This window comes from Streptomyces sp. NPDC006385, assembly GCF_040612485.1.
Taxonomy (GTDB): Bacteria; Actinomycetota; Actinomycetes; order Streptomycetales; family Streptomycetaceae; genus Streptomyces.
The window spans coordinates 50,933-77,387 of record NZ_JBEXQG010000023.1 but is presented as its reverse complement, the minus strand read 5'-3'; the positions used below and the strand labels follow the sequence as shown (position 1 = coordinate 77,387).

Here is a 26,455-nt window from a genome sequence, read left to right as displayed (position 1 = left end):
GGCGCCCATGTCAGGGGTCACGCACGCCCGATGGGAGCCAGGGTCGCGTTCGTGAGCTTGGCCAGGTCGTCGGGGGAGAGTTCGACCTCCAGGCCGCGGCGGCCCGCCGAGACGCAGATCGTGGGGTGGGCGGAGGCCGACGCGTCCAGGACCGTCGGGAGTGTCCTGCGCTGCCCCAAGGGGGAGATGCCGCCCCGGACGTAGCCCGTGGTGCGCTCGGCCGACGCGGGGTCGGCCATGACCGCGCGCTTGCCGCCGACGGCCGCCGCGAGGGCCTTGAGGTCCAGTTGGCCCGCCACCGGGACCACCGCCACGGTCAGCTTTCCGTCCACGTCCGCCACCAGGGTCTTGAACACCCGGTCCGGTGACACGCCCATCGCCTCCGCCGCCTCCTCGCCGTAGGAAGGGTGGGCGGGGTCGTGGTCGTAGGAGTGGGTCGTGTACGCGACGCCCGCGGCCGTGAGGGCCACCGTCGCGGGCGTGCCGCCCGACTGCTGCTGTTGTTTCTTCGACTTCTTCGCCATGTCCGCCGACTTCGCCCTCGTGTCCCTGTCCCGCTCGGTCCCGCCGCCGGCCTCGCTGAGTCGCCGGTTCCGCCACGCTCCGCTCAGTTCAGGCTCGTCGGCCCGCGTGTCAGGTCCGACGCCGGCAGCGAGGGCAGAGTACGGATGATCGCGCTCTCGGTGCGAAGGAGTTTCAGTTCGTCGCGCAGACGGGAGGCGGTGTCCGGCGCCTGGAGCAGACGCTGTTTCGTCGGGGTGTCCAGCATCATCGCGGCCGCGACCAGGTAGGAGACGACCCCGGGCTGGTCCGGAAGGTCGGCCGTCGTGGACAGGGAGCGTTCGCGGGCGCCCGCCAGGCGCCTTTGGTACTGGCGGAACGCGCGCAGCACCCCCTCCGCCAGGGCCCCCGCCTCGTCGCCCGGCTCCTCCGGCAGCTCCTCCAGCTCCGCCGTGAGGAACGGGCCCGACGTGTCCACGGAGAGGAGGCGTACGCGGGTCGTTCCCGTCGCCAGCACCTCGAAGGTGCCGTCGGCCTGCTCCCGGATCGTCGCCGCGTCCGCCACACAGCCCACCCCGTGGAGCGCCTTGACCGGGTCCGGGCCGAAGCCCGCCGCGGGGCCGCGTTCGGGCAGCGCCGTGGGGTCCGGCATACCGGGCGCGCTCGGGGCCACCTCGTGGCCGTCGCGGATGGCCATGACGGCGAAACGGCGCGGCTCCTCCTCGGGTGTCTTCAGCAGTTCGCGCATCATGGCGCGATAGCGCTCCTCGAAGACGTTCAGTGGCAGCACCAGCCCCGGGAACAGCACCGAGTTCAGGGGGAAGAGCGGAAGACGGACGGTCACGGCGTCAAAGCCTAGTGGTCATCGGCGTGAACCCGTCCGGGGTGCCCACTCCGTGGATGACCGGCGCGGGCACTCCGGGCGGAGGCGGCGGCCGTCCGCTGCCGCACTTCCTCCCGTACCTCCAGGAACCGGCCCAGCGGGTCGTCCGCGGACCGGCTCCACGGGAAGGAGGTGGCGTACGGCCCGATCAGGCGCAGCTGCTCCAGGGCGTCCTCCCAGCGGCCGAGCCGTACCAGGACGTACGTCAGCTTGTTGCGGACCCCGGCCGGCCAGGGGTCGGCCGCCGGGAGGCGGGAGGAGAGCGCGATCGCGCGGTCGACCGCCGCGTCCAGCCGCTCGGGCGGCACGCCCGGACCGCAGCCGTCGGTCAGGTAGGCGAAGGCGGCCCGGGTCGGCAGCGCCTGCACGAGGGAGTCGGCCGGGGCGTCCTGCGCGGCCCGGTCGGCGAAGTCGAAGCACTCCCGGTGGGAGCCGTGCCAGGACGAGGCCAGATAGCGCAGCGCCGCCACATGGCAGCCGTAGTGCAGCGGGGCGCGGCGCAGCGCCGCCTCCCACAGTTCCCCGAAGTAGGTGTGCCCGGCACGGGAGCCGCGGGCGTGGTCCAGCGCGATCCGCCACGGCACCGGGTCCCGGTCGTCGGCGCGGGCGGCGGCGGTGATCAGCGGGCTCACCCCGCGCAGCAGCTCGGCCCGGGCCGGGGACTGCCAGGCGCGGTCCACCGCGAGCTGGGCCATGACCAGCAGCGCGTCCGGGTCGTGCGGGGCGGCCGCGCACCAGGTCTGCAGCCACTCCGGCCGCGAGCGCGCGAAGGCCGCCAGGCGCAGCACGTATCCGTCCCGGTGCTCCCACCGCGCCCGCAGCCGGGTGCCGGCGAGCAGTTCGGCGGCGGCGTCGTACGCGCCCCGCCCGGCCGCGACCAGCGCGGGTCCGAGGTGGTCGTCGGGCGCGTCGAGGAGCACCTCGGAGTCGGCGGGGAGCCCGACGGCCGGGTGATCTACGGTCCTTGGCGTCCGGGAGGTACGGCCGAACGGGAGCAGCAGAGCCATGGTGCCGACCATTGAAAGACGGCTGGTCGGGCCCGCGCCATAGGGAACGGACAACCCATGGAAAGTTGTACGCGGATGGGTCAAGAACCGGTAAAGGTCAAGTGTTCAACCACTGTCGTACCTTCATAAGTTCAGCTCAGAAGCCTCACCGAGCTCGCCTACCTCGGCTGCCTCCGCCACCTCCGCAACCTCCGCTGCCTCAGCGGTGTCAGCTCCGTCGCAGCAACCGCGTGGCCCCCGCCGCCACGGTCGTCGCCAGGATCCAGCCCAGCAGGATCATCGCCGCGGCCAGCCACTGCCAGCCGCCGCTGAGCTGCCAGAACCCGACCTGGCCCAGGTCGATGACCGGCAGCAGCAGGTCGAGGGCGAAGAGGGCCGGGTCCCAGGTCGGATGCTCGCCGCCCTTGAGCGGCGGATGCTCGGCATGGGTGAAGGCCACCGAACTCGCCGCCCACAGCACCGCCATCCACACGGCCGCCCGGCCCGGCCGGTAGCCGTAGGCGACGGTCCAGTCCTGCGCGTACCCCCAGAGCTTCGCCGCGAGCGGCAGGGTCTCGCGGCGCCGGCGCTGTTTGGCGAGCAGCACCTCGCGCGCGTCCTCGTCCTCACCGCCGGCCCGCAGCACGGCGGCCAGCCGCTCGTACGGCTCTGGGGTGTACTCGGCGGTCGCGGCGGCCACCCACTCCAGCCGCCGCTCCAGCGGGAACGGGCCGCGCGGCACGAGGTTCTCGTAGGTGAAGCCGCTCATGTGCAGCCGACCGGGGCCCGGCCAGGCGTCCGCCCGGTCCATCAGGTTGACGATCCGCGCCCCCGACAGCACCACCCCGCCGCGCTCCGGCTGCTCCCCGAGGAAGCGCAGCTCGGGCGTCTGGATGCGGCGCAGTGACAGTTCCTGCTCGTCGGTGAAGGCGAACCGGGCCCGCTCCAGGTCGACCGCGTCCCCGAACCGCCCGTCGTCCAGCCGTACCCCGCCCTGGCACGCGAACCGCTGGATGCGCGTCCCGCGCGCCGGGGTACGGCCGCTCAGCAGCGGACTGCCGACGCCGGCCGGGGTCAGATACAGCGTGCGCCCGACGGTCAGCTGGGGGGCGTTCAGCGCGAGCCGCGTGTACGGGTTGACCAGCCGCGCGCCCCGCAGGCTCAGCGACACGCCGATGCTCGCGCCGCGCAGACTCAGCTCGCCGTGCGACTCCAGCATCTCGGCCTGCAGGTCCTGCCCGACGGTCATGCCGTCCCCGGCGATCGAGCGGCCGCTGCGGTCGCGGTAGACGATCGCCTGGTTGAGCAGCAGATCCGTGCCGATGTGGGCGTCGGTGAGCCGTACCCCGTTGTGGAAGCGGCAACGCGGCAGATGCAGGTCGCCCTCGGTGTGCACCCGGGCGGCCTCCAGGCGCGGCACCGCGCAGTCCACCAGCCGCACGGTCGTGAAGCGGGCCTCCGGCAGCCGGACCTCCCGGTCGAAACGGCAGCCGCGCATCTCGACGTACGGCACCACCGTGCCGCCCGCGAGGTCCATCGTGTCGCTGATCCGCACGCCGACCAGCTTCAACGACGACACCCGGCCCGCGAGGGCGGGCGGTCCGTCCAGCAGCAGCCAGCAGACGATGCGCGCGCGTACGGTCCGCTCGTCTCCCCAGGGGTGTCCGCCGTGCGGATCGTCGACGACCGTGTCCCCGCTGCTCAGGTCGTACACAGTGCCGTTGCGGAAGGCCTGCCACATGCCGGCCTCGGCAGCGGTCAGGCCGTCCGGCAGGTCCCCGCACGGGGTGCCGGCCCCCTCGGTCACAGCTTTCCCTTCCTCCCCGGCTACTCGTGAGTCGTTTGCCCCGTACACCTGTTCTGCCCGCTGAGTAACGCCCCGAACACCAGACGTGAAGGGGATCTTCCGGGTTCCGCAGGGGGCGCGTATCAGCCATTGGAATGTGCGAACGGTTCCCGAGCGAGGTCTGCGAGAATTGAGCCCGTGATCTCCCGAATCGATCTGCGCGGCGACGCCCTCCCCGAGGGCCCCGCCCTGCGCGACCTGCTGCCCCGAGCCGACTTCGACGTTCAGGCCGCCCTGGAGAAGGTGCGACCGATCTGCGAGGCCGTGCATCATCGGGGCGACGCGGCGTTGATCGACTTCGCCGAGAAGTTCGACGGCGTCAGGCTCGACCAGGTGCGGGTGCCCGTCGAGGCTCTCGAAAAGGCCCTGGACGAGCTCGACCCGGCCGTGCGGGCGGCCTTGGAGGAGTCCATCCGCCGCGCCCGTCTCGTCCACCGCGAGCAGCGCCGCAGCACCCACACCACCCAGGTCGTGCCCGGCGGCTCGGTCACCGAGAAGTGGGTGCCGGTCGACCGGGTCGGGCTGTACGCGCCCGGCGGGCGGGCCGTCTACCCGTCCTCCGTGATCATGAACGTCGTCCCGGCCCAGGAGGCGGGCGTCGAGTCCCTCGCCCTCGCCTCCCCGGCGCAGGCCGAGTTCGGCGGCCTCCCGCACCCGACGATCCTCGCCGCGTGCGCGCTGCTCGGCGTGGACGAGGTGTACGCCGCCGGTGGCGCGACCGCCGTCGCGATGTTCGCGTACGGCACCGAGTCCTGCCCGCCCGCCCCCATGGTCACCGGCCCCGGCAACATCTGGGTCGCCGCCGCCAAGCGTTACTTCACCGGCAGGATCGGCATCGACGCCGAGGCCGGACCGACCGAGATCGCGATCCTCGCGGACGGCACGGCCGACCCGGTGCACGTCGCCTCCGACCTGATCAGCCAGGCCGAGCACGACCCGCTGGCCGCCGCCGTCCTCGTCACCGACTCCGTGGAGCTCGCGGACGCGGTCGAGAAGGAGCTGGAACCGCAGGTCGCGGCCAGCAAGCACATCGAGGACCGGATCCGTCCCGCCCTCGCGGGCCGGCAGTCCGCCATCGTCCTGGTCGACGGCATCGACGAGGGCCTGCGGGTGGTCGACGCCTACGGCGCCGAGCACCTGGAGATCCAGACGGCCGACGCGGCCGCCGTGGCCGACCGGGTGCGCAACGCCGGCGCGATCTTCATCGGGCCGTGGGCGCCGGTCTCGCTCGGCGACTACGCCGCCGGGTCGAACCACGTGCTCCCGACGGGCGGCTGCGCCTGCCACTCCTCCGGGCTGTCCGTGCAGTCCTTCCTCCGGGGCATCCACATCGTCGACTACACGAAGGACGCGCTGGCCGAGGTCGCGCATCACGTGGTCACGCTGGCGGAGGCGGAGGACCTGCCGGCGCACGGCGCGGCGATCAAGGCACGGTTCGGTTGGAAGGTTCCTGAAGGCAAGTGACTGGCAACCCCTCTGTGTCCCCCTGGGACGAGCTCCCCGTCCGTGACGAGCTGCGCGGCAAGTCCCCCTACGGCGCGCCCCAGCTCGACGTCCCTGTACGGCTGAACACCAACGAGAACCCCTACCCGCTGCCCGAGCCGCTGGTCGAGCGGATCGCCGAGCGGGTCCGTGAAGCCGCCCGCAACCTCAACCGCTACCCCGACCGGGACGCCGTCGAGCTGCGCACCCAGCTCGCGAAGTACCTGACGGACACCTCCGGCTACGAGGTCGGTCCCGCGAACGTCTGGGCCGCCAACGGCTCCAACGAGGTCATCCAGCAGCTGCTGCAGACCTTCGGCGGGCCCGGCCGCACGGCCATCGGCTTCGAGCCGTCGTACTCGATGCACGGCCTCATCTCGCGCGGCACCGGCACCGGATGGATCTCCGGCCCTCGGAACGAGGACTTCACCATCGACCTCGCCGCCGCCGAGAAGGCGATCGCCGAGCACCGGCCGGACGTCGTCTTCATCACCACCCCCAACAACCCCACGGGCACCGCGGTCCCGCCCGAGACGGTCCTCGCGCTGTACGAGGCCGCGCAGGCGGCGAAGCCGTCCATGGTCGTGGTCGACGAGGCGTACATCGAGTTCAGCCACGGCGACTCGCTGCTGCCGCTGCTCGAAGGCCGGCCGAATCTCGTCGTCTCCCGGACGATGTCGAAGGCCTTCGGCGCGGCCGGCCTGCGCCTGGGCTACCTCGCCGCGCACCCGGCCGTGGTGGACGCCGTCCAGCTCGTACGGCTGCCGTACCACCTGTCGGCCGTCACCCAGGCGACCGCCCTGGCCGCCCTGGAACACACCGACACGCTGCTGAAGTACGTCGAGCAGCTGAAGGCGGAGCGGGACCGGCTGGTCACCGAGCTGCTGGCGATCGGCTACGAGGTCACCGCGTCGGACGCCAACTTCGTGCAGTTCGGGCGCTTCGAAAACGCTCACACCGTCTGGCAGCAGATCCTCGACCGGGGCGTCCTGGTCCGGGACAACGGCGTGCCGGGCTGGCTGCGGGTCACCGCCGGAACCCCCGAAGAGAACGACGCGTTCCTCGACGCGGTACGTGAACTGAAGAAGGAGCAGAGCGCATGAACCGCGTAGGACGCGTGGAGCGGGTCACGAAGGAGACGTCGGTGCTCGTCGAGATCGATCTCGACGGCAGCGGCAAGGTCGACGTGTCGACCGGCGTCGGCTTCTACGACCACATGCTCGACCAGCTCGGCCGGCACGGTCTGTTCGACCTGACCGTCAAGACCGAGGGCGACCTGCACATCGACTCGCACCACACCATCGAGGACACCGCCCTCGCGCTGGGCGCCGCCTTCAAGCAGGCCCTCGGCGACAAGGTGGGGATCTACCGGTTCGGCAACTGCACGGTCCCGCTGGACGAGTCCCTCGCCCAGGTCACCGTCGACCTGTCCGGCCGCCCGTACCTCGTGCACACCGAGCCCGAGAACATGGCGCCGATGATCGGCGAGTACGACACGACGATGACCCGGCACATCCTGGAGTCCTTCGTCGCCCAGGCCCAGATAGCGCTGCACGTGCACGTCCCGTACGGGCGCAACGCGCACCACATCGTGGAGTGCCAGTTCAAGGCACTGGCGCGGGCCCTGCGGTACGCGTCCGAGCGGGACCCGCGCGCGGCCGGCATCCTGCCCTCCACGAAGGGCGCGCTGTGAACGGCACGTCGACCGTCCTGATCGTCGTCGGCCTCTTCCTGGTCGGCGGGATCATCTCCTTCGTCAAGCAGCAGATGCCCAGGAGCCTCATCGTGCTGCTCTCCATCGGTGCCGCGATGTGCCTCGTCGCCGGCGTCATGCGGCTGGAGGTGTGGAATTGAGCACCAAGAACGTCGTCGTCTTCGACTACGGCTTCGGCAATGTGAGGTCGGCCGAACGGGCCCTCGCGCGCGCGGGAGCCGACGTCGAGATCACCCGTGACTTCGACCGCGCCATGGACGCCGACGGCCTGCTGGTACCGGGCGTCGGCGCCTTCGCCGCCTGTATGCAGGGCCTCAAGGAGGCGCGCGGCGACTGGATCGTCGAACGGCGGCTGGCCGGCGGGCGTCCCGTGATGGGCATCTGCGTCGGCATGCAGATCCTGTTCGCGTGCGGCATCGAGCACGGCGTCGAGACCGAGGGCCTCGGCGAGTGGCCGGGCTCGGTCGAGCCGTTGCAGGCCGACATCGTGCCCCACATGGGCTGGAACACCGTGGACGTGGCGGCCGGCTCCGAGCTGTTCGCCGGCCTGGACGCGGACGCCCGCTTCTACTTCGTGCACTCCTACGCGGTCCACGACTGGGCCCTGGAGACGCACAACCCGACCATGACCGCCCCCAAGGTCACCTGGTCCACGCACGGCAAGCCCTTCGTGGCCGCCGTGGAGAACGGCGCCCTGTGGGCCACGCAGTTCCACCCCGAGAAGTCCGGCGACGCCGGAGCGCAGCTGCTCACCAACTGGATCGGAACCCTGTAGAGACATGGCCAAGCTCGAACTCCTCCCCGCCGTCGACGTCCGCGACGGCCAGGCCGTCCGCCTCGTGCACGGCGAGTCCGGCACCGAGACCTCCTACGGCTCCCCGCTGGAGGCCGCCCTCGCCTGGCAGCGGGCGGGCGCCGAGTGGCTCCACCTGGTCGACCTGGACGCCGCCTTCGGCACCGGTGACAACCGTGAGCTGATCGCCGAGGTCGCGGGGGCGATGGACATCAAGGTCGAGCTGTCCGGCGGCATCCGCGACGACGCCTCGCTGGCCGCCGCGCTCGCCACGGGCTGCACGCGCGTGAACCTCGGCACGGCCGCCCTGGAGACCCCCGAGTGGGTCGCCAAGGTCATCGCCGAGCACGGCGACAAGATCGCCGTCGGCCTCGACGTACGCGGCACGACCCTGCGCGGCCGCGGCTGGACCCGCGACGGCGGCGACCTCTACGAGACGCTGGAACGCCTCAACAAGGAGGGCTGCGCCCGCTACGTCGTCACCGACATCGCCAAGGACGGCACCCTCCAGGGCCCCAACCTGGAGCTGCTGAGGAACGTCTGCGCGGCGACGGACCGCCCGGTGGTGGCCTCCGGCGGCGTCTCGTCCCTGGACGACCTGCGGGCCATCGCCGAGCTGGTCCCGCTCGGTGTCGAGGGCTCCATCGTCGGGAAGGCGCTGTACGCGAAGGCGTTCACCCTGGAAGAGGCCTTGGAGGCTACATCGTGAAAACGGACACAGTGTCATGACGTCCGATGCCGTGCGGCGCGTGCAGAGCGGAAGTCCCTGGGAAGAGTCCTTCGGTTTCGCACGTGCCGTCGCGGCGGGCGATCGTGTGCTGGTGGCGGGCACGACATCGTTCAAGGGCGACGTGCTGTACGGCGAGGGCGACCCGTACGAGCAGGCCAGGGTGGCCTTCACCAGCGCGGTCGAGGCGATCGGCGAGTTCGGGCTCGGCATCGAGTCCGTGATCCGGACCCGGATGTACCTGACCCACGCGCGGGACGTGGACGCCGTGGCCCGGGCCCACAAGGAGTTCTTCGACACGGTGCGCCCGGTCTCGACGTTGCTCGTCGTGGAGGGCTTCGTGGACTCGCGCATCCTGGTCGAAGTGGAAATAGAAGCATTCACAGGACGTGAGTAAGGAGCCGGTTTCATGACCCTGGCGGTCCGAGTCATCCCCTGCCTGGACGTGGACAACGGCCGGGTCGTCAAGGGCGTCAACTTCCAGAACCTGCGCGACGCGGGCGACCCCGTCGAGATGGCCAAGGTGTACGACGCCGAAGGCGCCGACGAACTGACGTTCCTGGACATCACCGCCTCCTCCGGCAACCGGGAGACGACCTACGACGTGGTGCGGCGCACGGCCGAGCAGGTGTTCATCCCGCTGACGGTGGGCGGCGGTGTGCGCACGGCCGAGGACGTGGACAAGCTGCTGCGCGCGGGCGCGGACAAGGTCGGTGTGAACACCGCCGCGATCGCCCGTCCCGACCTGATCCGCGAGATCGCCGAGCGGTTCGGGCGGCAGGTCCTGGTCCTGTCGGTCGACGCGCGGCGCACAGCTGAGGGCACCTTCGAGGTCACCACGCACGGTGGCCGTCGCGGCACCGGAATCGACGCCGTCGAGTGGGCGCACCGGGCCGCCGAGCTGGGCGCGGGCGAGATCCTGCTCAACTCGATGGACGCGGACGGCACGAAGGACGGTTACGACCTGGAGATGATCCAGGCGGTACGCAAGCACGTGACGGTCCCGGTGATCGCGTCCGGCGGCGCCGGCAAGCTCACCGACTTCCCGCCGGCCATCGAGGCGGGGGCGGACGCGGTGTTGGCGGCGTCGGTGTTCCACTTCGGCGATCTGCGGATCGGGCAGGTGAAGGACGCGCTGCGGGTCGCTGGGCACCCGGTGAGGTGAGACGGGACCGAGCCCCGGCCACGAGCTTCAGTTCTGGTGGCCGGGGCTTTTTCGTCCGCAGATGCGAAAGAGAAATTGCGCAAAATACATTGCGCAAGATTTGCTTCGCATCTAGGGTCGAGGGCATGACAGGCAAGGAGAGAGACCGCCGGATCAAGGACCTGGGCACGCTCAAGGCGCTCGCCCACCCGCTTCGCATGAACCTGCTCAGAGCGCTGACGATCAGACGGGTGGCCACCGCCTCCCAGCTCGCCGAGCAGGTCGACGAGGCGGTCTCACTGGTCAGCTACCACCTGCGCAAGCTCGCCGAGCACGGCCTCATCGAGGAGGCCGAAGCGCAGAGCGCCGACGGCCGCGAGCGGTGGTGGCAGCCCGCTTCGGACGGCGTGAGCATCCGGGACGAGGACTTTCGCGACGCCCCCGAGAAGGCCGCCGCGCACACGGCGGCGAGCAGGCTGTTCGCCGACCAGCGCGCGGACATGTACCGGCGCTGGCTCGACGAGCGGTCCCACTGGGCGCCCGACTGGAACCGGGTCGCCTCGTCCACCGAGTCCAACATGCGTCTCACGGCGGACGAACTGGCCGAGCTGAACCAGGAGTTGCTCGCCCTCCTGCGCAGATACGACGAGCACGGCCGGGCCGCCGCCGACGCCGGCGACACCGAGGGCCGCGAGAGCGTCGCGGTGCACACGTACGCCTTCCCGTTCCGCGCCTGAGACGCCCGAGAGGACACGCCACCGTGACCGCCACGCTCACAGCCCCGGCCGACATCGTCGAACGACCCGCCCACCGCGACGGCAACGTACTGCGCTGGCTCGCCGCCTACACCGCCTCGATGATGGGCGACAGCGTCTACTACATCGCCCTTTCCTGGGCGGCCGTCCAGGCGGGTTCGCCCTCGCAGGCCGGAGTGGTCATGGCGGTGAGCGCGCTGCCCCGGGCCCTGCTCATGCTGGGCGGGGGAGTGATAGCCGACCGGCTGGGGCCGCGCAGGGTCGTCATAGGCAGTGACGCGGTGCGCTGCGCGGCCGTACTCGCGGTGGCGGCGCTCCTGTTCCTCACCACCCCCGGACTGTGGCCGCTCGCCCTGCTCGCCCTCGTCTTCGGCACCGTCGACGCCGTGTTCTTGCCGGCCGTGGGGGCTCTCCCCGCGCGCGTGACGAGTCGCGGGCAGCTCGCGCGCGTGCAGGGCATGCGCGGGCTCGGCATCCGCTTCGCGAGCGTCGTCGGCGGCCCGCTCGGCGGACTCGCCGTGGCGGTCGGGGGCGCGTCGGCCGCGTTCGTCCTCTCGGGGCTGTTGATCGCCGTGTCGGTGCCGCTGCTGGTCTTCGTACGCGTGCGGGAGCTGCCCGCCGAAGACAGGCCCACCGCTCGTGGCGGCACCGCCTGGCGCGACCTGACGGCCGGGCTCGGCCACATCCGCCGGCACCGTGTGCTGGCCCCGCTGATGGTGGTCATCGCGCTCGGAGACCTCGGCTTCGTCGGCCCGCTCAACGTCGGCCTCACCCTGCTCGCCGACGAGCGTGGCTGGGGCGCCTCCGGGATGGGCTGGGTGCTCGGCGGGTTCGGCGTCGGCGCGGGCGCCGCCTCCCTGCTGCTGACCGTGCGCGGGCACCTGCCGCACGCCGGGCGCGTGGCGGCCTGCGCGATCCTCGCCGGGTCGGTCGCGATCGGCGCCCTGGCCTTCGTCCCGAGCGTCCTCGCGGCCGTCGGCGTGGCCCTGCTCATCGGACTGCTCGCCGGACTCAGCGGGGCCATGTGCGGCGCCCTGCTGCAGACCCAGGCCGACCCCGCGTACCTGGGCCGGGTCACCGCCGTGTCCTCGCTGGTCAGCCTGGGCTTCGCGCCGCTGAGCATGCCGGTGTCCGCCGCCGCCATCGGAGCGTGGGGCACCGGGCCGGTCTTCGTGGTCAGCGCGGCGGTGTGCGGTCTCGGCGGCGTGATCGCCCTGTGCGTGCGCGGCCTGCGGGGCGCGGAACTGCCGAAGTGAGCCTCAGATCCCCAACTGCTTCGTCTCGTGCAGCTTGGCGATCGCGTCCTTGTCGCCGTCCAGTTCGACGTCGGCGGCGCTCTGGCGGCCGTAGGAGAACAGCAGCAGCTCCGACGGCTCGCCGGTCACCGTGACGACCGGCGTGCCCCGGTGGGCCACGGCCGTCTGGCCGTTCGGGCGGCGCAGCACCAGGCCCGTGGGCGCGCCGCGGCCCATCAGCCGGGCCGTGCGCTCCAGACGCGACCACAGCGCGTCCTGGAAGACCGGGTCGAGCTCGCGCGGCGCCCAGTCCGGCCGGGCACGGCGGACGTCCTCCGTGTGGACGTAGAACTCGATCGTGTTCGACGCCTCGTCGATCTGCTTGAGCTGGAAGGGCGAGAAGCGCGGCGGGCCGGTGCGGATGAGCTGGATCAGTTCCTCGTACGGCTTCGCCGCGAACTCCTCCATCGCCTTGTCCAGGCGCCCCCCGAGCTGCTTGATCAGCATGCCGGCGGCAGCGTCGGGACGGCGCTCGCGCACCACCACGTGCGCGGCCAGGTCACGGGTCGTCCAGCCCTCGCAGAGGGTGGGGGCATCCGGGCCCTCGGCCTCCAAGAGGTCGGCCAGGAGAAGTCGTTCACGCTTGGCGAAGGTCGACATGCTGTCAGCCTACGACCACGTACGAGGTCCGCCCAGTGGACACCTCCCGGTCACTGTCAGTGGCGCGCGGCACAATGGCATGCATGACCACCAGCACGCCCCGTCAGCCCAGCCGGCTGGACCCCGAGATCGCCGCGCGCCTCAGGCGCAGCGCGGACGGACTCCTCCCCGCCATCGCGCAGCAGTACGACACCGGAGAGGTGCTGATGCTCGGCTGGATGGACGACGAGGCACTGCATCGCACGCTCACCACCGGCCGCTGCACCTACTGGTCGCGCAGCCGCCAGGAGTACTGGGTCAAGGGCGACACCTCCGGTCACTTCCAGTGGGTGAAGTCCGTCGCCCTCGACTGCGACGCCGACACCGTGCTCGTCAAGGTCGACCAGGTCGGCGCCGCCTGCCACACCGGAGCGCGCACCTGCTTCGACGCCGACGTGCTGCTCAAGGACGGCGACGGCGCCGTACCGGGCCGGGATCAGTAAGGTCAGCCGCCATGGACCTCGAGACGTTCCGCAAGCTGGCCACCGACCGCCGCGTCATTCCCGTCACCCGCAAGCTCCTCGCCGACGGTGACACCCCGGTCGCGCTCTACCGCAAGCTCGCCGCCGAGCGCCCCGGCACGTTCCTGCTGGAGTCCGCGGAGAACGGCCGCTCCTGGTCCCGTTACTCGTTCGTGGGCGTCCGCTCCGCGGCGACCCTCACCGAGCGCGACGGCCAGGCCCACTGGCTCGGCGCCCCGCCCGTGGGCGTCCCCGCCGAGGGCGACCCGCTCGCCGCTCTGCGCGCCACCATCGAGGCCCTGCACACCCCGCGCGACCTCGCCCACGACCTGAACCTGCCGCCCTTCACCGGCGGCATGGTCGGCTACCTCGGCTACGACATCGTGCGCCGCCTGGAGAAGATCGGCCCCGGCGAGCGGGACGACCTCAAGCTGCCCGAGCTCACCATGCTGCTCACCAGCGACCTCGCCGTCATGGACCACTGGGAGGGCTCCGTCCTGCTGATCGCCAACGCGATCAACCACAACGACCTCGACACCGGCGTCGACGAGGCCTACGCCGACGCGGTCGCCCGCCTCGACGCCATGCAGGCCGACCTCACGCGCCCGGTCGCCCAGCCACCGGCGGTGCTGCCGCCCTCCGAACTCCCGGAGTACACCGCCCTGTGGGGCGGCGAGGACTTCCAGGAGGCCGTCGAGGACATCAAGGAGCGCATCCGGGCCGGCGAGGCCTTCCAGGTGGTGCCCTCCCAGCGCTTCGAAACGCCGTGCGCGGCAAGCGCGTTGGACGTCTACCGGGTCCTCAGGGCGACCAACCCGTCGCCGTACATGTACCTGTTCCGCTTCGACGGCTTCGACGTCGTCGGCTCCTCGCCGGAGGCGCTGGTGAAGGTCGAGGACGGGCAGGCCATGGTCCACCCCATCGCCGGGACGCGGTGGCGGGGCGCCACTCCGCAGGAGGACCAGGCCCTCGCCGACGAACTGCTCGCCGACCCCAAGGAGCGCGCCGAGCACCTCATGCTGGTCGACCTGGGCCGCAACGACCTGGGGCGGGTGTGCGAGCCGGGTTCGGTCGAGGTCGTCGACTTCATGTCCATCGAGCGGTACTCGCACGTGATGCACATCGTCTCGACGGTCACAGGGCGGGTCGCACCGGGCCGTACGGCCTTCGACGTCCTGACGGCCTGCTTCCCGGCCGGCACCCTCTCCGGCGCTCCCAAGCCACGAGCGATGCAGATCATCGACGAACTCGAGCCGTCCAGGCGCGGGTTGTACGGCGGCTGCGTCGGCTACCTCGACTTCGCGGGCGACTCCGACACCGCCATCGCGATTCGCACGGCCCTGCTGCGGGACGGCACCGCGTACGTCCAGGCGGGCGCGGGCATCGTCGCCGACTCGGACCCGGTCGCCGAGGACACCGAGTGCCGGAACAAGGCGGCGGCGGTCCTGCGGGCGGTGCACACGGCCAACCGGCTCGCGTGAACCCGGGTGGCCGTCCCATCCGAACCCCGGGTGACTGATCGTTCGGGGTTCGGGTGATAGTGGAGTACGTGACTGCTGTTCCGCACCCCCGTTCCGAAGCCCCCGGTTCCGCCCGGGCCGGCCGTATGAGTCTCGCCCTCGCCCTGCTGTGCGGTGCGCTCGGCGCGGCCGTCGCGCTGCTCGCCACCCGGCAGCGCTGGTCGGAGGGCACCGTGACGGTGGCCGGCGGCCCGTTCCCGCTGGCCGCCAAGGGCAGTGACGTCACGGGCGTCCCCGCGGCCCTGGCCATAGTGGGGCTCGCCGCGCTCGTCGCCGTCTTCGCCGTCCGCCGGGCCGGCCGCTTCATGGTCGCCGGCCTGCTCGCGCTCTCCGGCGCCGGCACCGTCGCCGCGGCCCTGCTCGGCGCCTCCGACAGCGCCGCGCTCGACGAGCAGGCCGCGCGGGCCTCCGGCGACACCTCGGCCACGGTCCACGCCCTCACCCACACCGTCTGGCCCTACGTCGCGGCCGTCGGCGGCGTCCTGATCCTGCTCGCCGGTCTGCTGGCCCTGCGCTACGGCCGCCTGTGGCCCGGGATGTCCGGCCGCTACGAGCGCGGTGGCGCACCCCGCCCGCGCCGCAGGGCCCGGACCGCCGACCCCGACCGGCCCGAGGAGCTCTGGAAGGCCCTCGACCGGGGCGAGGACCCCACCGGAGCCTGACCCGGGGGCGCCCCATGACCCCCGATCACCGCACCCGCACGCGTGCGGGACAATGACAGCGAGCGACCGGCTCACCCACGTACGACACGTACACAGCAACGAGGAGCAAGCAAATGGCGGGCAGCAGCCACGGTCACACCCCGGCCGCCTGGACCGGTGTCTCGATCGCCTTCATCGGTTTCTGCGTCGCGGGAGCCTTCATGGTGATGGACCAGCCCGCGGGCTTCTGGGCCGGCATGGGCGTCGTCGTCATCGGCGGTGTCATCGGCTGGGTCATGCGCGCGATGGGCATGGGCCAGCCCAAGGGCGCTCACGAGGCGCTGCTCATGACGCACGAGCGCGAGACGGCGTCCGCCGAGCGCTGAGAAACCGACTTCGCTGAGGGGCGACCCGGCGCCGATGGGGTGCCTGGGGGCGCCCCTCGCGCGCGTGCGGGGCACAATGCATGACGTGAACGCCGACAGTCAGAGGGCGGCGCGACCCGGCGCCGGCGCCGCGTGGGTACGCCTGGCCGCTCCGGCGGGGGTCCTCGCGGCCGTCGCCGGCGCCTTCGCGTACGTGGGGACCGTGGACCCGAACGAGCCCGGCCACTACCCCGCCTGTCCGCTCCTGCAGTACACCGGCGTCTACTGCCCGGGCTGCGGCGGACTGCGCAGCGCGCACGCCGTCGTCCACGGGGACGTCCTGGCGGCGCTCCAGGACAACGCCCTGGCCGTGGCCGGTTACGCGGTCTTCGCCGTGCTGTGGACCGTCTGGGTGGTCCGCGCGGCGCGCGGACGGCCGTTCAGGCTCGAACTCGGACCGGTGCAACTGTGGGCCGCGGGCGCGTTGGCGCTGGTCTTCACCGTTGTCCGGAACCTGCCGTTCGGTGGCTGGCTGCATCCTTGATCAACGGGGGAATGTCCAGGTAGTGGGACCGGCGTCAACCGGATGCGAGGCCTACGCCCACCTCCGGATACCATCGCAGTGACCATAGGATTCGTACCGCTTTCATAGTCACCGCAGTCATAGTCAACCGTCTGGAAGGGGGCCGCTCGCGTGAGTGTGCTCGACGAGATCATCGACGGAGTCCGTGCCGACCTCGCGGAGCGGCAGGCGCGCGTCAGCCTCGACGAGCTCAAGGAGCGCGCGGCGAAGGCTCCCGCGGCCAAGGACGGGGTCGCCGCGCTGAAGGGCGACGGCGTCAAGGTCATCTGCGAGGTCAAGCGCTCCAGCCCCTCCAAGGGCGCGCTGGCCGCGATCGCCGACCCGGCCGGGCTCGCCGCGGACTACGAGGCGGGCGGCGCGGCCGTCATCTCCGTGCTGACGGAGCAGCGGCGCTTCGGCGGCTCGCTGGCCGACCTGGAGGCGGTCCGCGCGCGCGTGGACATCCCGGTGCTGCGCAAGGACTTCATCGTCACGTCGTACCAGCTGTGGGAGGCCCGGGCGTACGGCGCCGACCTCGCGCTGCTGATCGTCGCGGCCCTCGACCAGGCGGCGCTGGAGTCGCTGATCGAGCGCGCGGTCTCCATCGGCCTCACGCCGCTGGTCGAGGTGCACGACGAGGACGAGGTCGAGCGCGCCGTGGACGCGGGCGCGAAGGTCATCGGCGTCAACGCCCGCAACCTCAAGACCCTCGAGGTCGACCGCGGCACCTTCGAGCGGGTGGCACCGGAGATCCCCGACGGCATCGTCAAGATCGCCGAGTCCGGCGTCCGTGGCCCGCACGACCTCATCGCGTACGCCAACGCCGGCGCCGACGCGGTCCTGGTCGGCGAGTCCCTGGTCACCGGCAAGGACCCGAAGTCCGCCGTCTCCGACCTGGTGGCAGCGGGCGAGCACCCCGCATTGCGGCACGGCAGAGGCTGATCACCCGGTAGGCTGAGCGGCGATGACCCTCCCGATCACCCTGACGACCAGGGACCCGTACGCCCGCCTCGCGCGCGGCTGCCGGCCCCGCGGCTGTCGCGCGCCCGCGCGCAGGGTGCACGGTCGACGGGTGCGGTACGTGATCGGCGACGAACCCGGGCAGGTCAACGGCCGTCGATGGCAGCGCGCCCCCTAGGGGCGCGGGGAACTGCGCGATCAGCCACCACGGGCCCGCAGTCAACTGACCAATCCCTGCCCCCACGGCGATCAGTGTCTCTTTTCACGCACTCACCGTGAGGTATCCGCATGCCCAGCGACTTCTTCATCCCCGACCCGGAGGGTCAAGTACCCAGCGCGGAAGGCTACTTCGGCGCGTTCGGCGGCAAGTTCATCCCGGAGGCCCTCGTCGCCGCCGTGGACGAGGTGGCCGTCGAGTACGACAAGGCGAAGGCCGACCCCGAGTTCGCGCGCGAACTCGACGACCTGCTCGTCAACTACACCGGCCGGCCCAGCGCGCTGACCGAGGTGCCGAGGTTCGCCGAACACGCCGGCGGCGCGCGCGTGTTCCTCAAGCGCGAGGACCTCAACCACACCGGCTCCCACAAGATCAACAACGTGCTCGGCCAGGCCCTGCTCACCAGGCGCATGGGCAAGACCCGGGTCATCGCCGAGACCGGCGCCGGTCAGCACGGCGTCGCGACCGCCACGGCCTGCGCGCTGTTCGGCCTCGACTGCACGATCTACATGGGCGAGATCGACACCCAGCGCCAGGCCCTCAACGTGGCCCGGATGCGCATGCTCGGCGCCGAGGTCATCGCCGTGAAGTCCGGCAGCCGCACGCTCAAGGACGCCATCAACGAGGCGTTCCGCGACTGGGTCGCCAACGTCGACCACACCCACTACCTCTTCGGTACGGTCGCCGGCCCGCACCCCTTCCCCGCCATGGTCCGCGACTTCCACCGGGTGATCGGCGTCGAGGCCCGCCGCCAGCTCCTGGAGCGCGCCGGACGCCTCCCCGACGCCGCCATCGCCTGCGTCGGCGGCGGCTCCAACGCCATCGGCCTCTTCCACGCCTTCATCCCGGACGCCGACGTACGCCTCATCGGCTGCGAGCCCGCCGGGCACGGCGTCGAGACCGGCGAGCACGCGGCCACCCTGACCGCGGGCGAGCCCGGCATCCTGCACGGCTCCCGCTCTTACGTCCTCCAGGACGAGGAGGGCCAGATCACCGAGCCGTACTCGATCTCGGCCGGTCTGGACTACCCCGGCATCGGTCCCGAGCACTCCTACCTCAAGGACAGCGGCCGCGGCGAGTACCGCGCGGTCACCGACGACGCCGCCATGCGGGCCCTGCGCCTGCTGTCGCGGACCGAGGGCATCATCCCGGCCATCGAGAGCGCCCACGCCCTCGCCGGCGCCCTGGAGGTCGGCCGGGAGCTGGGCAAGGACGGGCTGATCGTCGTCAACCTGTCCGGACGCGGTGACAAGGACATGGACACCGCCGCGCGTTACTTCGGCCTGTACGACACCGACGCCGAGGTCGCCGCCGACGCGGACGCCGACGCCGCCGAGATCGAAGGGGACGCCAAGTGAGCGGAAACATCCAGCTGTTGACGGACACCCTGCACGCGGCCAAGGCCGAGGGACGCTCCGCCCTCATCGCCTACCTCCCGGCCGGGTTCCCGACCGTCGACGGCGGCATCGAGGCCATCAAGGCCGTGCTCGACGGTGGCGCGGACGTCATGGAGGTGGGTCTGCCGCACAGCGACCCCGTCCTCGACGGACCCGTCATCCAGACCGCCGACGACATCGCCCTGCGCGGCGGGGTCAGGATCGCGGACGTCATGCGTACGGTCCGCGAGGCGTACGAGGCCACCGGCAAGCCGATCCTCGTCATGACGTACTGGAACCCCATCGACCGCTACGGCGTCGAGCGCTTCACCGCCGAGCTGGCGGAGGCGGGCGGCGCGGGCTGCATCCTGCCCGACCTGCCCGTCCAGGAGTCGGCCCTGTGGAGGGAGCACGCCGAGAAGCACGGGCTCGCGACGGTCTTCGTCGTGGCGCCCAGCAGCAAGGACGAGCGGCTCGCGCGGATCACCGCGGCGGGCAGCGGCTTCGTCTACGCCGCCTCGCTGATGGGCGTCACCGGCACCCGCGAGTCCGTGGGCGCGCAGGCGCAGGACCTGGTCGAGCGCACCCGCGCCACCGGCACCGAGCTGCCCGTCTGCGTCGGGCTCGGCGTCTCCGACGCCGCGCAGGCCGCTGAGGTCGCCGGCTTCGCCGACGGCGTGATCGTCGGCTCCGCCTTCGTCAAGCGGATGCTGGACGCGCCGGACGACGCGGCCGGCGTCGAGGCCGTGCGGGCGCTCGCCGGTGAGCTGGCGAAGGGCGTGCGCCGGCAGGCGTGGACACCGTCAGAAGCCGGACGTCGGAAGTAGTCAGAAGAAGGGCCTTCCGTACGACTCGCTCGAACGGGTGGACCTGAGGCCGGGGAGGCGCGCTGCGCCTCCCCGGTTCGTTTCTGCGGGTGTGAGCGAAAAGAATCGTGAGGGAAAGCGGACCGCCCGGGAGCGGCTGGCGGTCGAGCGTGAGAAGCAGAAGGCCGCCGACAAGCGGCGCCGTGCGCTGATCGTGGGCGCGAGCGTCGTCTGTGTCCTGGGGCTCGCGGCGGTGGTCGGAGTCGTCGCGGCGAACGCCGGCAAGGACGACGGCACAGACGCAGCGGGCCCGGTGGTCGGACCCTCGGGGGCGCAGGGCAAGGACGGCCTCGCGATCCCGGTCGGCGAGGAGAGCGCGAAGTCGACGCTCACGATCTGGGAGGACTTCCGCTGCCCGGCCTGCAAGAGCTTCGAGGACGCCTACCGATCGACGATCCATGAGCTGACGGACTCCGGGAAGCTCAAGGTCCAGTACCACCTGGCGACGATCATCGACGGCAACATGGGCGGCACCGGCTCCCGCAACGCCGCCAACGCCGCTGCCTGTGCCCAGGACGTCGGGAAGTTCGTGCCGTACCACGACGTGCTGTACCGGAACCAGCCGCCCGAGATCGAGGACGCCTTCGCCAAGAACAGCAAGCTCCTGGAGCTCGCGGCCAAGGTCGACGGCCTGGACACGCCCGCCTTCCGCAAGTGCGTCGAGGACGGCACCCACAACAGCTGGGTCGACAAGTCCAACGAGGCGTTCAAGAAGGGCGGTTTCAGCGGTACACCGACGGTGCTGCTGAACGGCAAGAACATCTACCAGGACCAGACGATGACGCCGGCGAAGCTGAAGCAGATGGTGGAGGAGGCCGCCAAGGGCTGAGACCCGGCGGGCGGGGCCCACTGCTCGGGGCGCCGCCTGTTATGGACCCGTAGCCGGGCCGCCTGCCATCGGTCCCGCCCGGCAGGGTAGCGTCGACCTTGCCATGGAACTTGCCTACATTCCCAGCCCGTCGCGCGGGGTGATCCACCTCGGTCCCATTCCGCTGCGCGGCTACGCCTTCTGCATCATCATCGGTGTCTTCGTAGCCGTCTGGCTCGGCAACAAACGCTGGGTCGCCCGGGGCGGTCGGGTCGGCACGGTGGCCGACATCGCGGTGTGGGCCGTGCCGTTCGGCCTGGTCGGCGGTCGGCTCTACCACGTGATCACGGACTACCAGCTGTACTTCAGCGAGGGCCGTGACTGGGTGGACGCCTTCAAGATCTGGGAGGGCGGTCTCGGCATCTGGGGCGCGATCGCGCTCGGCGCGCTGGGCGCGTGGATCGGCTGCCGCCGCCGGGGCATCCCGCTGCCCGCGTACGCCGACGCCATCGCCCCCGGCATCGCCCTCGCACAGGCGATCGGGCGGTGGGGCAACTGGTTCAACCAGGAGCTGTACGGGCGGCCGACGGAGGTTCCGTGGGCGCTGGAGATCACGTCCTCGACGGACGGGCGGGTGCCGGGCACGTACCACCCGACGTTCCTGTACGAGTCGCTGTGGTGCATCGGCGTCGCGCTGCTGGTGATCTGGGCCGACCGCCGCTTCAAGCTCGGGCACGGGCGGGCGTTCGCGCTCTATGTCGCCGCGTACTGCGCGGGCCGGGCCTGGATCGAGTACATGCGCGTCGACGACGCCCACCACATCCTGGGCGTGCGGCTGAACGTCTGGACCGCGCTGATCGTGTTCCTGCTGGCGGTGACGTACTTCGTGCTGTCCGCGAGGAAGCGGCCCGGCCGCGAGCCCGTGGTCGAGCCGGGTGCCTCCGACGGCGAGGCCGCCGGCGAGGACGAGGCCGCCGGCGACGACAAGGCTTCCGACGACAAGGTCTCCCAGGATGAGGCCGAGGCCGACGTGAAGGACGACGTCACGACCGGCATCAAGGACGAGGCCGAGTCGACGAAGAAGACCTGAGGCCCCACCGTACGACGACGAGGGCGCCCGGAACTGTCCGGGCGCCCTCGTCGTGTGCGGGCGGGGCGAGCGGAGGCGATCACGACCGGTGGGCCAGGGACAGGGTCCGCTGCGCCGCCGCCACCACCGCCGCGTCGACGAAGGTCCCGTCCTGCAGGGCCTGGGCGCCTTGCTCGGTCATGGCCGCCTTGACGATCGTCTCCGCCTGCTCCAGTTCTGCCTCCGTGGGCAGGTAGGCCCGTTCGATCACCGGGAGCTGGCGGGGATGGACGGCCGCTCGGCCGAGGAAGCCCAGGGTGCGGCCGTGGGCGCAGGAGGCGGCGAGGCCCTCCAGGTCGCGGATGTCCGGGTGGATCGACTGGGCGGGCGGAGGCAGTCCGGCCGCCCGCGCGGCGACGACGACGCGGGAGCGGGACCAGTCGAGGCCCGCGTCGGCCCGTACACCGAGGTCGGCGCGCAGGTCCGCCTCGCCCAGCGAGACGCCGCGCAGGGCGGGGTGGGCGGAGGCGATCGTGTAGGCCCGCTCGATGGCGAGGGCCGACTCCAGCAGGGCGTACAGCGGGGGTGCGCCTTGGCCGGCGGACGGTGTCGTCCGCGCGATGCGCGTGATCTGCCCCGGCGCCGTCACCTTCGGCAGGCGCAGGCCGGACAGGCCCGGCAGGCCGGCGAGGGCGGTGAGGTCGGCGGCCGCCAGGGGCGTGTCCAGGGCGTTCACCCGGACGTGGACCGGGACGGGGTGCGGGGTGCACAGGAGCTCGGCCGTGGCCGCCCGGGCGTAGTCCTTGCGGTCGGGGGCCACCGCGTCCTCCAGGTCGACGACGACGATGTCCGCCCCGGCCGTGAGGGCCTTCGCGACCACCTTCGGCCGGTCGCCGGGGGCGTACAGCCACGTCAGGGGGTACGGCGTCACAGGGCGCCCTCCTCGCGCAGGGCTGCCAGTTCGGCGGGGGTCAGGCCCAGGTCGGTGAGGATGTCGTCCGTGTCCGCGCCGTGCGGTCGGCCCGCCCAGCGGATCGTGCCGGGGGTCGCGGAGAGACGGAAGAGGACGTTCTGCATGCGCAGGGGGCCGAGTTCGGGGTCGTCGACGGTGGTGATCGTGTCGAGGGCCGCGTACTGGGGGTCCGTCATCACGTCCCGTACGTCCTGGATCGGGGCCACCGCGGCCTCCGCCTTCTCGAAGGCGGCGAGGACGTCGGCGCGGGTGTGGCGGGCGATCCAGTCGCCGACCGCACGGTCGAGGACGTCGGCGTGGCGGGCCCGGTCGGCGCCCGTCGCGAACCACGGCTCGTCGATCAGGTCGGGGCGCCCCACCAGGTGCATCACGCGCTCGGCGATGGACTGGGCGGAGGTGGAGACGGCGACCCACGTGCCGTCCGCGGTGCGGTAGGTGTTGCGCGGGGCGTTGTTGGCGGAGCGGTTGCCGGTGCGTTCCTGGACGTAGCCAAGCTGGTCGTACCAGGTCGGCTGGGGGCCGATGGCCAGCAGCATCGGCTCGATCAGCGCCATGTCGACGACCTGTCCCTCGCCGGTGCGCTCGCGGGCGGCGAGTGCCGTCATCACCGCGTACGCGGTCGCGAGGCCCGCGATCGAGTCGGCCAGGCCGAAGGGTGGGAGCGTGGGCGGCGCGTCCGGTTCGCCGGTGAGCGCCGCGAAGCCGCTCATCGCCTCGGCGAGGGTGCCGAAGCCGGGGCGGTGGGCGTAGGGACCGAACTGGCCGAAGCCGGTGACGCGGGTGAGGACCAGCCGGGGGTTGGCGGCGGAGAGCTCCGGCCAGCCGAGGTCCCATTTCTCCAGGGTGCCCGGGCGGAAGTTCTCGATGACGACGTCGGCGGTCGCGGCCAGCTTGAGCAGGGTGGCGCGGCCGCCGGGCTTGGAGAGGTTCAGGGTGATCGTGCGCTTGTTGCGGCCCAGGACCTTCCACCACAGGCCCACGCCGTCCTTCGAGGGGCCGTGACCGCGGGAGGGATCGGGTTTGGCGGGGTGCTCGACCTTGATGACCTCCGCTCCGAAGTCGCCGAGCATCGTGGCGGCGAGGGGGCCGGCGAAGAGGGTGGCCAGGTCGAGGACGCGGAGACCGGTCAGGGGGTCGGGCGCGCTCATGGCGCGTACCGGGGGTCGGCGGAGGCGATGCCGCTCTCGTCGCCGGTGACGGGGTCCATGTCGGTGCTGCCGAGCACGACGATGTCGGTCATGGGCGAGTGGCCTCCACGTGGGTGCGTCGGTGGGTGCGTCGGTGGGTGCTTCCGTGGGTGAGCTGCTGGGTGAGCCGGTGCGTGAGCTGGGCCAGCGTGTCGAAGCCGGTGCCGTCGAAGTCGGCGACGGAGGTGGCCAGTCGGTTCTTGAGGGGGGCCGTCCAGTGGTCGGGGAGCGCGGTGGGGGCGCCGGAGAGGAGGGCGGCGACGCCGCCCGCGGTCGCGCCGTTGGAGTCGGTGTCCCAGCCGCCGGACACGGCACGGCAGACGGAGCCCGTGAAGTCGCCGTTCGCGTGGGTGAGGGCGGCGGTGATCAGGGCCGTGTTGGGGATGGCGTGGACCCAGTGGTGGGTGGGGGAGTAGGTGGCGTGGAGTTCGTCCACGACCGTGTCGAAGTCCTCGTGGGCCTGCGCCAGTTCGACGGCGTGGTGGATCGCCCGGGCCAGCCGGGAGGCCGGGGGGATCACCGTGAGGCCGGTGCGCAGGCAGGCGTGGATGTCGTGGGGGCCGGTCGCCGTCACGGCCCGTGCGATGACCGCCGCCGCGAACATCGCCGCGTACACGCCGTTGGCGGTGTGGCTCAGGGTGGCGTCGCGGTGGGCCTGCTCGGCCGCGGCGGCCGGGTCGCCGGGGTTGGTCCAGCCGTGGACGTCCGCGCGGATGAGGGCGCCGATCCATTCGCGGAACGGGTTGCGGTGGCGGGCCGTGTGCGGGGGGTCGATGCCGGTGAGGAGGTTGCGGTAGGCGATGCGCTCGGCGGTGAAGGTACGGCCGGCGGGGAGTTCGTCGAGCCAGAGGCGGGCCACGTCGGTGGTGGTGAAGGTCTTGTCGTGGCGGCGGAGCAGCAGGAGGCCGAGGAGGGGGTAGTTGAGGTCGTCGTCCTCGGGCATGCCGTCGATGTTCTCGGCGAGGGAGGTGGTGGCCGAGCGGCGGTTCCAGGGGTGGGCGGCGAGGAGCTCCGGGGGGACGCCCTTGGCCGTGAAGTACGTGGTGAGGGGCCAGTTGCCGGCTGCCTCGGCCAGTTTGCGGATGGCTTCGAGGGGGAGCTTCTCGACCGGCTTGCCCAGGAGGCAGCCGACGGCCCGGCCCAGCCAGGCGGCTTCGTAGCGGGCCGGGGTGCGGCCGCGCGGGGCACCGGCGGCCGGGTGGTCCGGGTGGTCCGAGCAGTCCGGGTGGTCAGGGTGGTCCGGCCAGTCCGGGCACAGGGCCTTGATCCGGGCCAGGTCCGTCGGTTCGCTGTCCTCCCACCTGCTCGGCAGGTCCGCGAGTTCGTCCAGCAGGTCCTCCGCCAGCGTGCGCAGGTATCTGGAGGCCGGCTCCGCCGACGCCCCCGCTCGCGGGGGAGCCTCGCTGCCGCCCGCCGCCCTCCATCTCTCCGCGATCCTCGACGGTTCCCGGCCGTCCAGGGCCGCCTGGCGGAGTTCGTGGCCGAGGAGGTCCTCCGGCTGGACCCAGGTCAGTCGGAGCATGCGCGGCCCTCCAGCGCGGTGAACGCCGCCTCGTGGGCACGGCGTCGGCGTACGTCCCGGGCGTGGATCTCTCTCGTCACCTCGGTCAGCGCGCGGGGCGGTTCCCAGAGGTCCAGTCGGCTGGCTTCCGCGACCGCCTTCGACCAGTCCTCCGGCACCGGTGAGCCCAGGGCGCCGGCGATCGCGCCCGCCATCGTCGCGATCGAGTCGCAGTCGCGGCCGTAGTTCACCGCGCCCAGAACCGATGCGCGGTAGTCGCCGTCACCCACCACCAGCATCCCCAGCGCGACGGGGAGTTCCTCGATCGCGTGCAGCCTGGACGGGCGGCGGGCGCCCAGGGAGGGCTGCCGGTAGTCGGGACCCACCGTGTCGTACGGGGCGACCGCCTCCCGCAGCGGTGCCAGCGCCGACTCGAAGTCCCGGTGGCGGCCGGCCACTTCGCAGACCTTCTCGATCGCCGTCCGCGTGCCGTCCTTCGCCAGAGACAGGCAGGCCGAGACGACCGAGTCCGGTGTCGCCCCCGGTGCGCACGCCGCCGCCACCGCCGCCGCGAAGACGCCCGCCGCCTCACGGCCGTACGACGACTGGTGGGCGCCCGCGACGTCCAGCGCCTCGGTGTACGCGGCCCGCGGGTCGGCCGCGTTGACCAGGCCGACCGGGGCCATGTACATCGCCGCACCGCAGTTGACGATGTTGCCGACGCCGGCTTCCCGTGGGTCCACGTGGCCGTAGTGGAGGCGGGCCACCAGCCATTTCTCCGCCAGGAAGACGCGGTGCAGCGGGAGTGCCTGCGACTCCAGCTCCGGGATCCAGCGCGGGTTCGTCATCAGGTCGGGGACCAGGTGGTCGGCGATCGCGTAGGCGTCGAGGTGGTCGCGGACCGTCGTGTAGACGCGGACCAGCGCGTGCGTCATCAACGTGTCGTCGGTGACGTGGCCGTCGCCCTTGTGGTACGGCGCGATGGGGCGGGCCGTGCGCCAGGCGTCGCCGTTCCAGGGGCCGACGACGCCGTGGACGCGGCCGCCGTGGCGCTGAAGGATCTGGTCGGGGGAGTAGCCCTCCACCGGGCCGCCGAGGGCGTCGCCGACCGCCGCGCCGACCAGGGCGCCGGTGATCCGCTCGTCCAGACGCGGCCCACTGATTTCATCTCCTTTGGGTGTCAT

30 protein-coding genes are annotated in these 26,455 nt (G+C 72.1%); 21 read left to right on the top strand and 9 right to left on the bottom strand.

The genetic code is table 11. The features are described 5' to 3' along the window. Positions 1-17: 17 nt before the first annotated feature. From ybaK to ABZ078_RS19805, 4 genes are all read right to left on the bottom strand, one after another. Positions 18-524 (bottom strand): Cys-tRNA(Pro) deacylase, encoded by a 507-nt coding sequence (ybaK, locus tag ABZ078_RS19820; RefSeq protein WP_356576943.1) that lies wholly within the window; start codon positions 522-524, stop codon positions 18-20. Positions 525-607: 83 nt separating this feature from the next. Then, entirely contained in the window at positions 608-1,345 is a 738-nt protein-coding gene (locus ABZ078_RS19815) for an LON peptidase substrate-binding domain-containing protein (protein ID WP_356576941.1), read from the bottom strand. Between the two features lie 11 nt (positions 1,346-1,356). Next, complete coding sequence (locus ABZ078_RS19810; protein WP_356576940.1) at positions 1,357-2,403, bottom strand: hypothetical protein; 1,047 nt, start codon at positions 2,401-2,403, stop codon at positions 1,357-1,359. Positions 2,404-2,599: 196 nt separating this feature from the next. Then, positions 2,600-4,177, bottom strand: coding sequence for an oxidoreductase (locus tag ABZ078_RS19805; RefSeq protein ID WP_356576938.1), 1,578 nt, complete (start codon positions 4,175-4,177; stop codon positions 2,600-2,602). A gap of 177 nt (positions 4,178-4,354) precedes the next feature. On the opposite strand from ABZ078_RS19805, the gene hisD reads away from it, so the two are divergent. From hisD to ABZ078_RS19755, 10 genes are all read left to right on the top strand, one after another. Beyond that, positions 4,355-5,680 carry a histidinol dehydrogenase gene (hisD, locus tag ABZ078_RS19800; protein WP_356576936.1) on the top strand — a complete coding sequence of 442 codons (1,326 nt, stop codon included), beginning with the start codon at positions 4,355-4,357 and terminating at the stop codon, positions 5,678-5,680. 14 nt (positions 5,681-5,694) lie between these two features. Beyond that, positions 5,695-6,801 carry a histidinol-phosphate transaminase gene (locus ABZ078_RS19795; RefSeq protein WP_356577003.1) on the top strand — a complete coding sequence of 369 codons (1,107 nt, stop codon included), beginning with the start codon at positions 5,695-5,697 and terminating at the stop codon, positions 6,799-6,801. After that, positions 6,798-7,391 carry an imidazoleglycerol-phosphate dehydratase HisB gene (gene hisB / locus ABZ078_RS19790; RefSeq protein ID WP_015661105.1) on the top strand — a complete coding sequence of 198 codons (594 nt, stop codon included), beginning with the start codon at positions 6,798-6,800 and terminating at the stop codon, positions 7,389-7,391. Before ABZ078_RS19795 ends, hisB begins: the two co-directional genes overlap by 4 nt. After that, the gene (locus ABZ078_RS19785) at positions 7,388-7,552 is read left to right on the top strand and encodes a hypothetical protein (protein WP_356576934.1); all 165 of its coding nucleotides are present in this window, start codon (positions 7,388-7,390) and stop codon (positions 7,550-7,552) included. The genes hisB and ABZ078_RS19785 overlap by 4 nt, the downstream gene beginning before the upstream one ends. Further along, positions 7,543-8,187 carry an imidazole glycerol phosphate synthase subunit HisH gene (gene hisH / locus ABZ078_RS19780; RefSeq protein WP_356576933.1) on the top strand — a complete coding sequence of 215 codons (645 nt, stop codon included), beginning with the start codon at positions 7,543-7,545 and terminating at the stop codon, positions 8,185-8,187. Before ABZ078_RS19785 ends, hisH begins: the two co-directional genes overlap by 10 nt. 4 nt (positions 8,188-8,191) lie before the next feature. Next, positions 8,192-8,914 (top strand): bifunctional 1-(5-phosphoribosyl)-5-((5-phosphoribosylamino)methylideneamino)imidazole-4-carboxamide isomerase/phosphoribosylanthranilate isomerase PriA, encoded by a 723-nt coding sequence (priA, locus tag ABZ078_RS19775; protein ID WP_356576931.1) that lies wholly within the window; start codon positions 8,192-8,194, stop codon positions 8,912-8,914. Positions 8,915-8,930: 16 nt separating this feature from the next. Next, on the top strand, positions 8,931-9,329 hold the full coding sequence (locus ABZ078_RS19770; protein WP_356576929.1) for a RidA family protein: 399 nt from the start codon (positions 8,931-8,933) through the stop codon (positions 9,327-9,329). A gap of 12 nt (positions 9,330-9,341) precedes the next feature. Beyond that, positions 9,342-10,097: an imidazole glycerol phosphate synthase subunit HisF gene (hisF, locus tag ABZ078_RS19765; RefSeq protein WP_356576927.1), complete on the top strand. Its 756-nt coding sequence runs from the start codon at positions 9,342-9,344 to the stop codon at positions 10,095-10,097. Positions 10,098-10,222: 125 nt separating this feature from the next. Further along, positions 10,223-10,813, top strand: coding sequence for a helix-turn-helix domain-containing protein (locus tag ABZ078_RS19760; RefSeq protein WP_356576925.1), 591 nt, complete (start codon positions 10,223-10,225; stop codon positions 10,811-10,813). 23 nt (positions 10,814-10,836) lie between these two features. Continuing rightward, entirely contained in the window at positions 10,837-12,087 is a 1,251-nt protein-coding gene (locus ABZ078_RS19755) for an MFS transporter (protein WP_356576923.1), read from the top strand. A gap of 3 nt (positions 12,088-12,090) precedes the next feature. Here the strand turns inward: ABZ078_RS19755 and ABZ078_RS19750 are convergent, their stop codons facing one another. Further along, positions 12,091-12,726, bottom strand: a complete 636-nt coding sequence (locus tag ABZ078_RS19750; protein ID WP_356576921.1) for a TIGR03085 family metal-binding protein — start codon at positions 12,724-12,726, stop codon at positions 12,091-12,093. Between the two features lie 74 nt (positions 12,727-12,800). On the opposite strand from ABZ078_RS19750, the gene hisI reads away from it, so the two are divergent. The 11 genes from hisI to lgt all read left to right on the top strand — a co-directional run bounded on the left by hisI (position 12,801) and on the right by lgt (position 21,631). Further along, a complete protein-coding gene (hisI, locus tag ABZ078_RS19745; protein WP_356576919.1) occupies positions 12,801-13,208 on the top strand; it encodes a phosphoribosyl-AMP cyclohydrolase in 408 nt (135 codons plus the stop codon). Positions 13,209-13,219: 11 nt separating this feature from the next. Then, on the top strand, positions 13,220-14,707 hold the full coding sequence (locus tag ABZ078_RS19740) for an anthranilate synthase component I (protein ID WP_356576917.1): 1,488 nt from the start codon (positions 13,220-13,222) through the stop codon (positions 14,705-14,707). 59 nt (positions 14,708-14,766) lie between these two features. Then, positions 14,767-15,408, top strand: a complete 642-nt coding sequence (locus ABZ078_RS19735; protein ID WP_356576915.1) for a TIGR02234 family membrane protein — start codon at positions 14,767-14,769, stop codon at positions 15,406-15,408. A 113-nt stretch (positions 15,409-15,521) separates the two neighbouring features. Next, positions 15,522-15,773 (top strand): HGxxPAAW family protein, encoded by a 252-nt coding sequence (locus ABZ078_RS19730; RefSeq protein WP_356576913.1) that lies wholly within the window; start codon positions 15,522-15,524, stop codon positions 15,771-15,773. 76 nt (positions 15,774-15,849) lie between these two features. Further along, positions 15,850-16,296 (top strand): DUF2752 domain-containing protein, encoded by a 447-nt coding sequence (locus ABZ078_RS19725; protein WP_356576911.1) that lies wholly within the window; start codon positions 15,850-15,852, stop codon positions 16,294-16,296. 150 nt (positions 16,297-16,446) lie between these two features. Then, positions 16,447-17,256, top strand: coding sequence for an indole-3-glycerol phosphate synthase TrpC (trpC, locus tag ABZ078_RS19720; RefSeq protein ID WP_356576909.1), 810 nt, complete (start codon positions 16,447-16,449; stop codon positions 17,254-17,256). Between the two features lie 22 nt (positions 17,257-17,278). Beyond that, entirely contained in the window at positions 17,279-17,452 is a 174-nt protein-coding gene (locus tag ABZ078_RS19715; protein WP_107120106.1) for a hypothetical protein, read from the top strand. A 110-nt stretch (positions 17,453-17,562) separates the two neighbouring features. Then, the gene (trpB, locus tag ABZ078_RS19710) at positions 17,563-18,849 is read left to right on the top strand and encodes a tryptophan synthase subunit beta (protein ID WP_356576907.1); all 1,287 of its coding nucleotides are present in this window, start codon (positions 17,563-17,565) and stop codon (positions 18,847-18,849) included. Then, on the top strand, positions 18,846-19,694 hold the full coding sequence (gene trpA, locus ABZ078_RS19705) for a tryptophan synthase subunit alpha (RefSeq protein WP_356576905.1): 849 nt from the start codon (positions 18,846-18,848) through the stop codon (positions 19,692-19,694). The genes trpB and trpA overlap by 4 nt, the downstream gene beginning before the upstream one ends. Before the next feature lie 91 nt (positions 19,695-19,785). Further along, entirely contained in the window at positions 19,786-20,562 is a 777-nt protein-coding gene (locus tag ABZ078_RS19700) for a thioredoxin domain-containing protein (protein ID WP_356576903.1), read from the top strand. A gap of 103 nt (positions 20,563-20,665) precedes the next feature. Continuing rightward, the gene (gene lgt, locus ABZ078_RS19695) at positions 20,666-21,631 is read left to right on the top strand and encodes a prolipoprotein diacylglyceryl transferase (RefSeq protein ID WP_356576901.1); all 966 of its coding nucleotides are present in this window, start codon (positions 20,666-20,668) and stop codon (positions 21,629-21,631) included. 79 nt (positions 21,632-21,710) lie between these two features. On the opposite strand, the gene ABZ078_RS19690 is transcribed toward lgt, so the two are convergent. From ABZ078_RS19690 to ABZ078_RS19675, 4 genes are all read right to left on the bottom strand, one after another. After that, entirely contained in the window at positions 21,711-22,541 is an 831-nt protein-coding gene (locus tag ABZ078_RS19690) for a CoA ester lyase (RefSeq protein WP_356576899.1), read from the bottom strand. Then, a complete protein-coding gene (locus tag ABZ078_RS19685) occupies positions 22,538-23,731 on the bottom strand; it encodes a CoA transferase (RefSeq protein WP_356576897.1) in 1,194 nt (397 codons plus the stop codon). Before ABZ078_RS19685 ends, ABZ078_RS19690 begins: the two co-directional genes overlap by 4 nt. Positions 23,732-23,819: 88 nt before the next feature. Next, positions 23,820-25,292 carry an ADP-ribosylglycohydrolase family protein gene (locus tag ABZ078_RS19680; protein ID WP_356576895.1) on the bottom strand — a complete coding sequence of 491 codons (1,473 nt, stop codon included), beginning with the start codon at positions 25,290-25,292 and terminating at the stop codon, positions 23,820-23,822. Further along, positions 25,280-26,455, bottom strand: a complete 1,176-nt coding sequence (locus ABZ078_RS19675) for an ADP-ribosylglycohydrolase family protein (RefSeq protein ID WP_356576893.1) — start codon at positions 26,453-26,455, stop codon at positions 25,280-25,282. The genes ABZ078_RS19680 and ABZ078_RS19675 overlap by 13 nt, the downstream gene beginning before the upstream one ends.

What these genes read in the sequence shown, in the direction of transcription:
- ybaK (WP_356576943.1), bottom strand. Translation starts at nt 524, where the DNA reads ATGGCGAAGAAGTCGAAGAAACAACAGCAGCAGTCGGGCGGCACGCCC.
- ABZ078_RS19810 (WP_356576940.1), bottom strand. Translation starts at nt 2,403, where the DNA reads ATGGTCGGCACCATGGCTCTGCTGCTCCCGTTCGGCCGTACCTCCCGG.
- hisB (WP_015661105.1), top strand. Translation starts at nt 6,798, where the DNA reads ATGAACCGCGTAGGACGCGTGGAGCGGGTCACGAAGGAGACGTCGGTG.
- priA (WP_356576931.1), top strand. Translation starts at nt 8,192, where the DNA reads ATGGCCAAGCTCGAACTCCTCCCCGCCGTCGACGTCCGCGACGGCCAG.
- ABZ078_RS19770 (WP_356576929.1), top strand. Translation starts at nt 8,931, where the DNA reads ATGACGTCCGATGCCGTGCGGCGCGTGCAGAGCGGAAGTCCCTGGGAA.
- hisF (WP_356576927.1), top strand. Translation starts at nt 9,342, where the DNA reads ATGACCCTGGCGGTCCGAGTCATCCCCTGCCTGGACGTGGACAACGGC.
- ABZ078_RS19760 (WP_356576925.1), top strand. Translation starts at nt 10,223, where the DNA reads ATGACAGGCAAGGAGAGAGACCGCCGGATCAAGGACCTGGGCACGCTC.
- ABZ078_RS19750 (WP_356576921.1), bottom strand. Translation starts at nt 12,726, where the DNA reads ATGTCGACCTTCGCCAAGCGTGAACGACTTCTCCTGGCCGACCTCTTG.
- hisI (WP_356576919.1), top strand. Translation starts at nt 12,801, where the DNA reads ATGGCATGCATGACCACCAGCACGCCCCGTCAGCCCAGCCGGCTGGAC.
- ABZ078_RS19740 (WP_356576917.1), top strand. Translation starts at nt 13,220, where the DNA reads ATGGACCTCGAGACGTTCCGCAAGCTGGCCACCGACCGCCGCGTCATT.
- ABZ078_RS19730 (WP_356576913.1), top strand. Translation starts at nt 15,522, where the DNA reads ATGGCGGGCAGCAGCCACGGTCACACCCCGGCCGCCTGGACCGGTGTC.
- ABZ078_RS19725 (WP_356576911.1), top strand. Translation starts at nt 15,850, where the DNA reads ATGCATGACGTGAACGCCGACAGTCAGAGGGCGGCGCGACCCGGCGCC.
- ABZ078_RS19715 (WP_107120106.1), top strand. Translation starts at nt 17,279, where the DNA reads ATGACCCTCCCGATCACCCTGACGACCAGGGACCCGTACGCCCGCCTC.
- trpB (WP_356576907.1), top strand. Translation starts at nt 17,563, where the DNA reads ATGCCCAGCGACTTCTTCATCCCCGACCCGGAGGGTCAAGTACCCAGC.
- lgt (WP_356576901.1), top strand. Translation starts at nt 20,666, where the DNA reads ATGGAACTTGCCTACATTCCCAGCCCGTCGCGCGGGGTGATCCACCTC.
- ABZ078_RS19685 (WP_356576897.1), bottom strand. Translation starts at nt 23,731, where the DNA reads ATGAGCGCGCCCGACCCCCTGACCGGTCTCCGCGTCCTCGACCTGGCC.
- ABZ078_RS19680 (WP_356576895.1), bottom strand. Translation starts at nt 25,292, where the DNA reads ATGCTCCGACTGACCTGGGTCCAGCCGGAGGACCTCCTCGGCCACGAA.
- ABZ078_RS19675 (WP_356576893.1), bottom strand. Translation starts at nt 26,455, where the DNA reads ATGACACCCAAAGGAGATGAAATCAGTGGGCCGCGTCTGGACGAGCGG.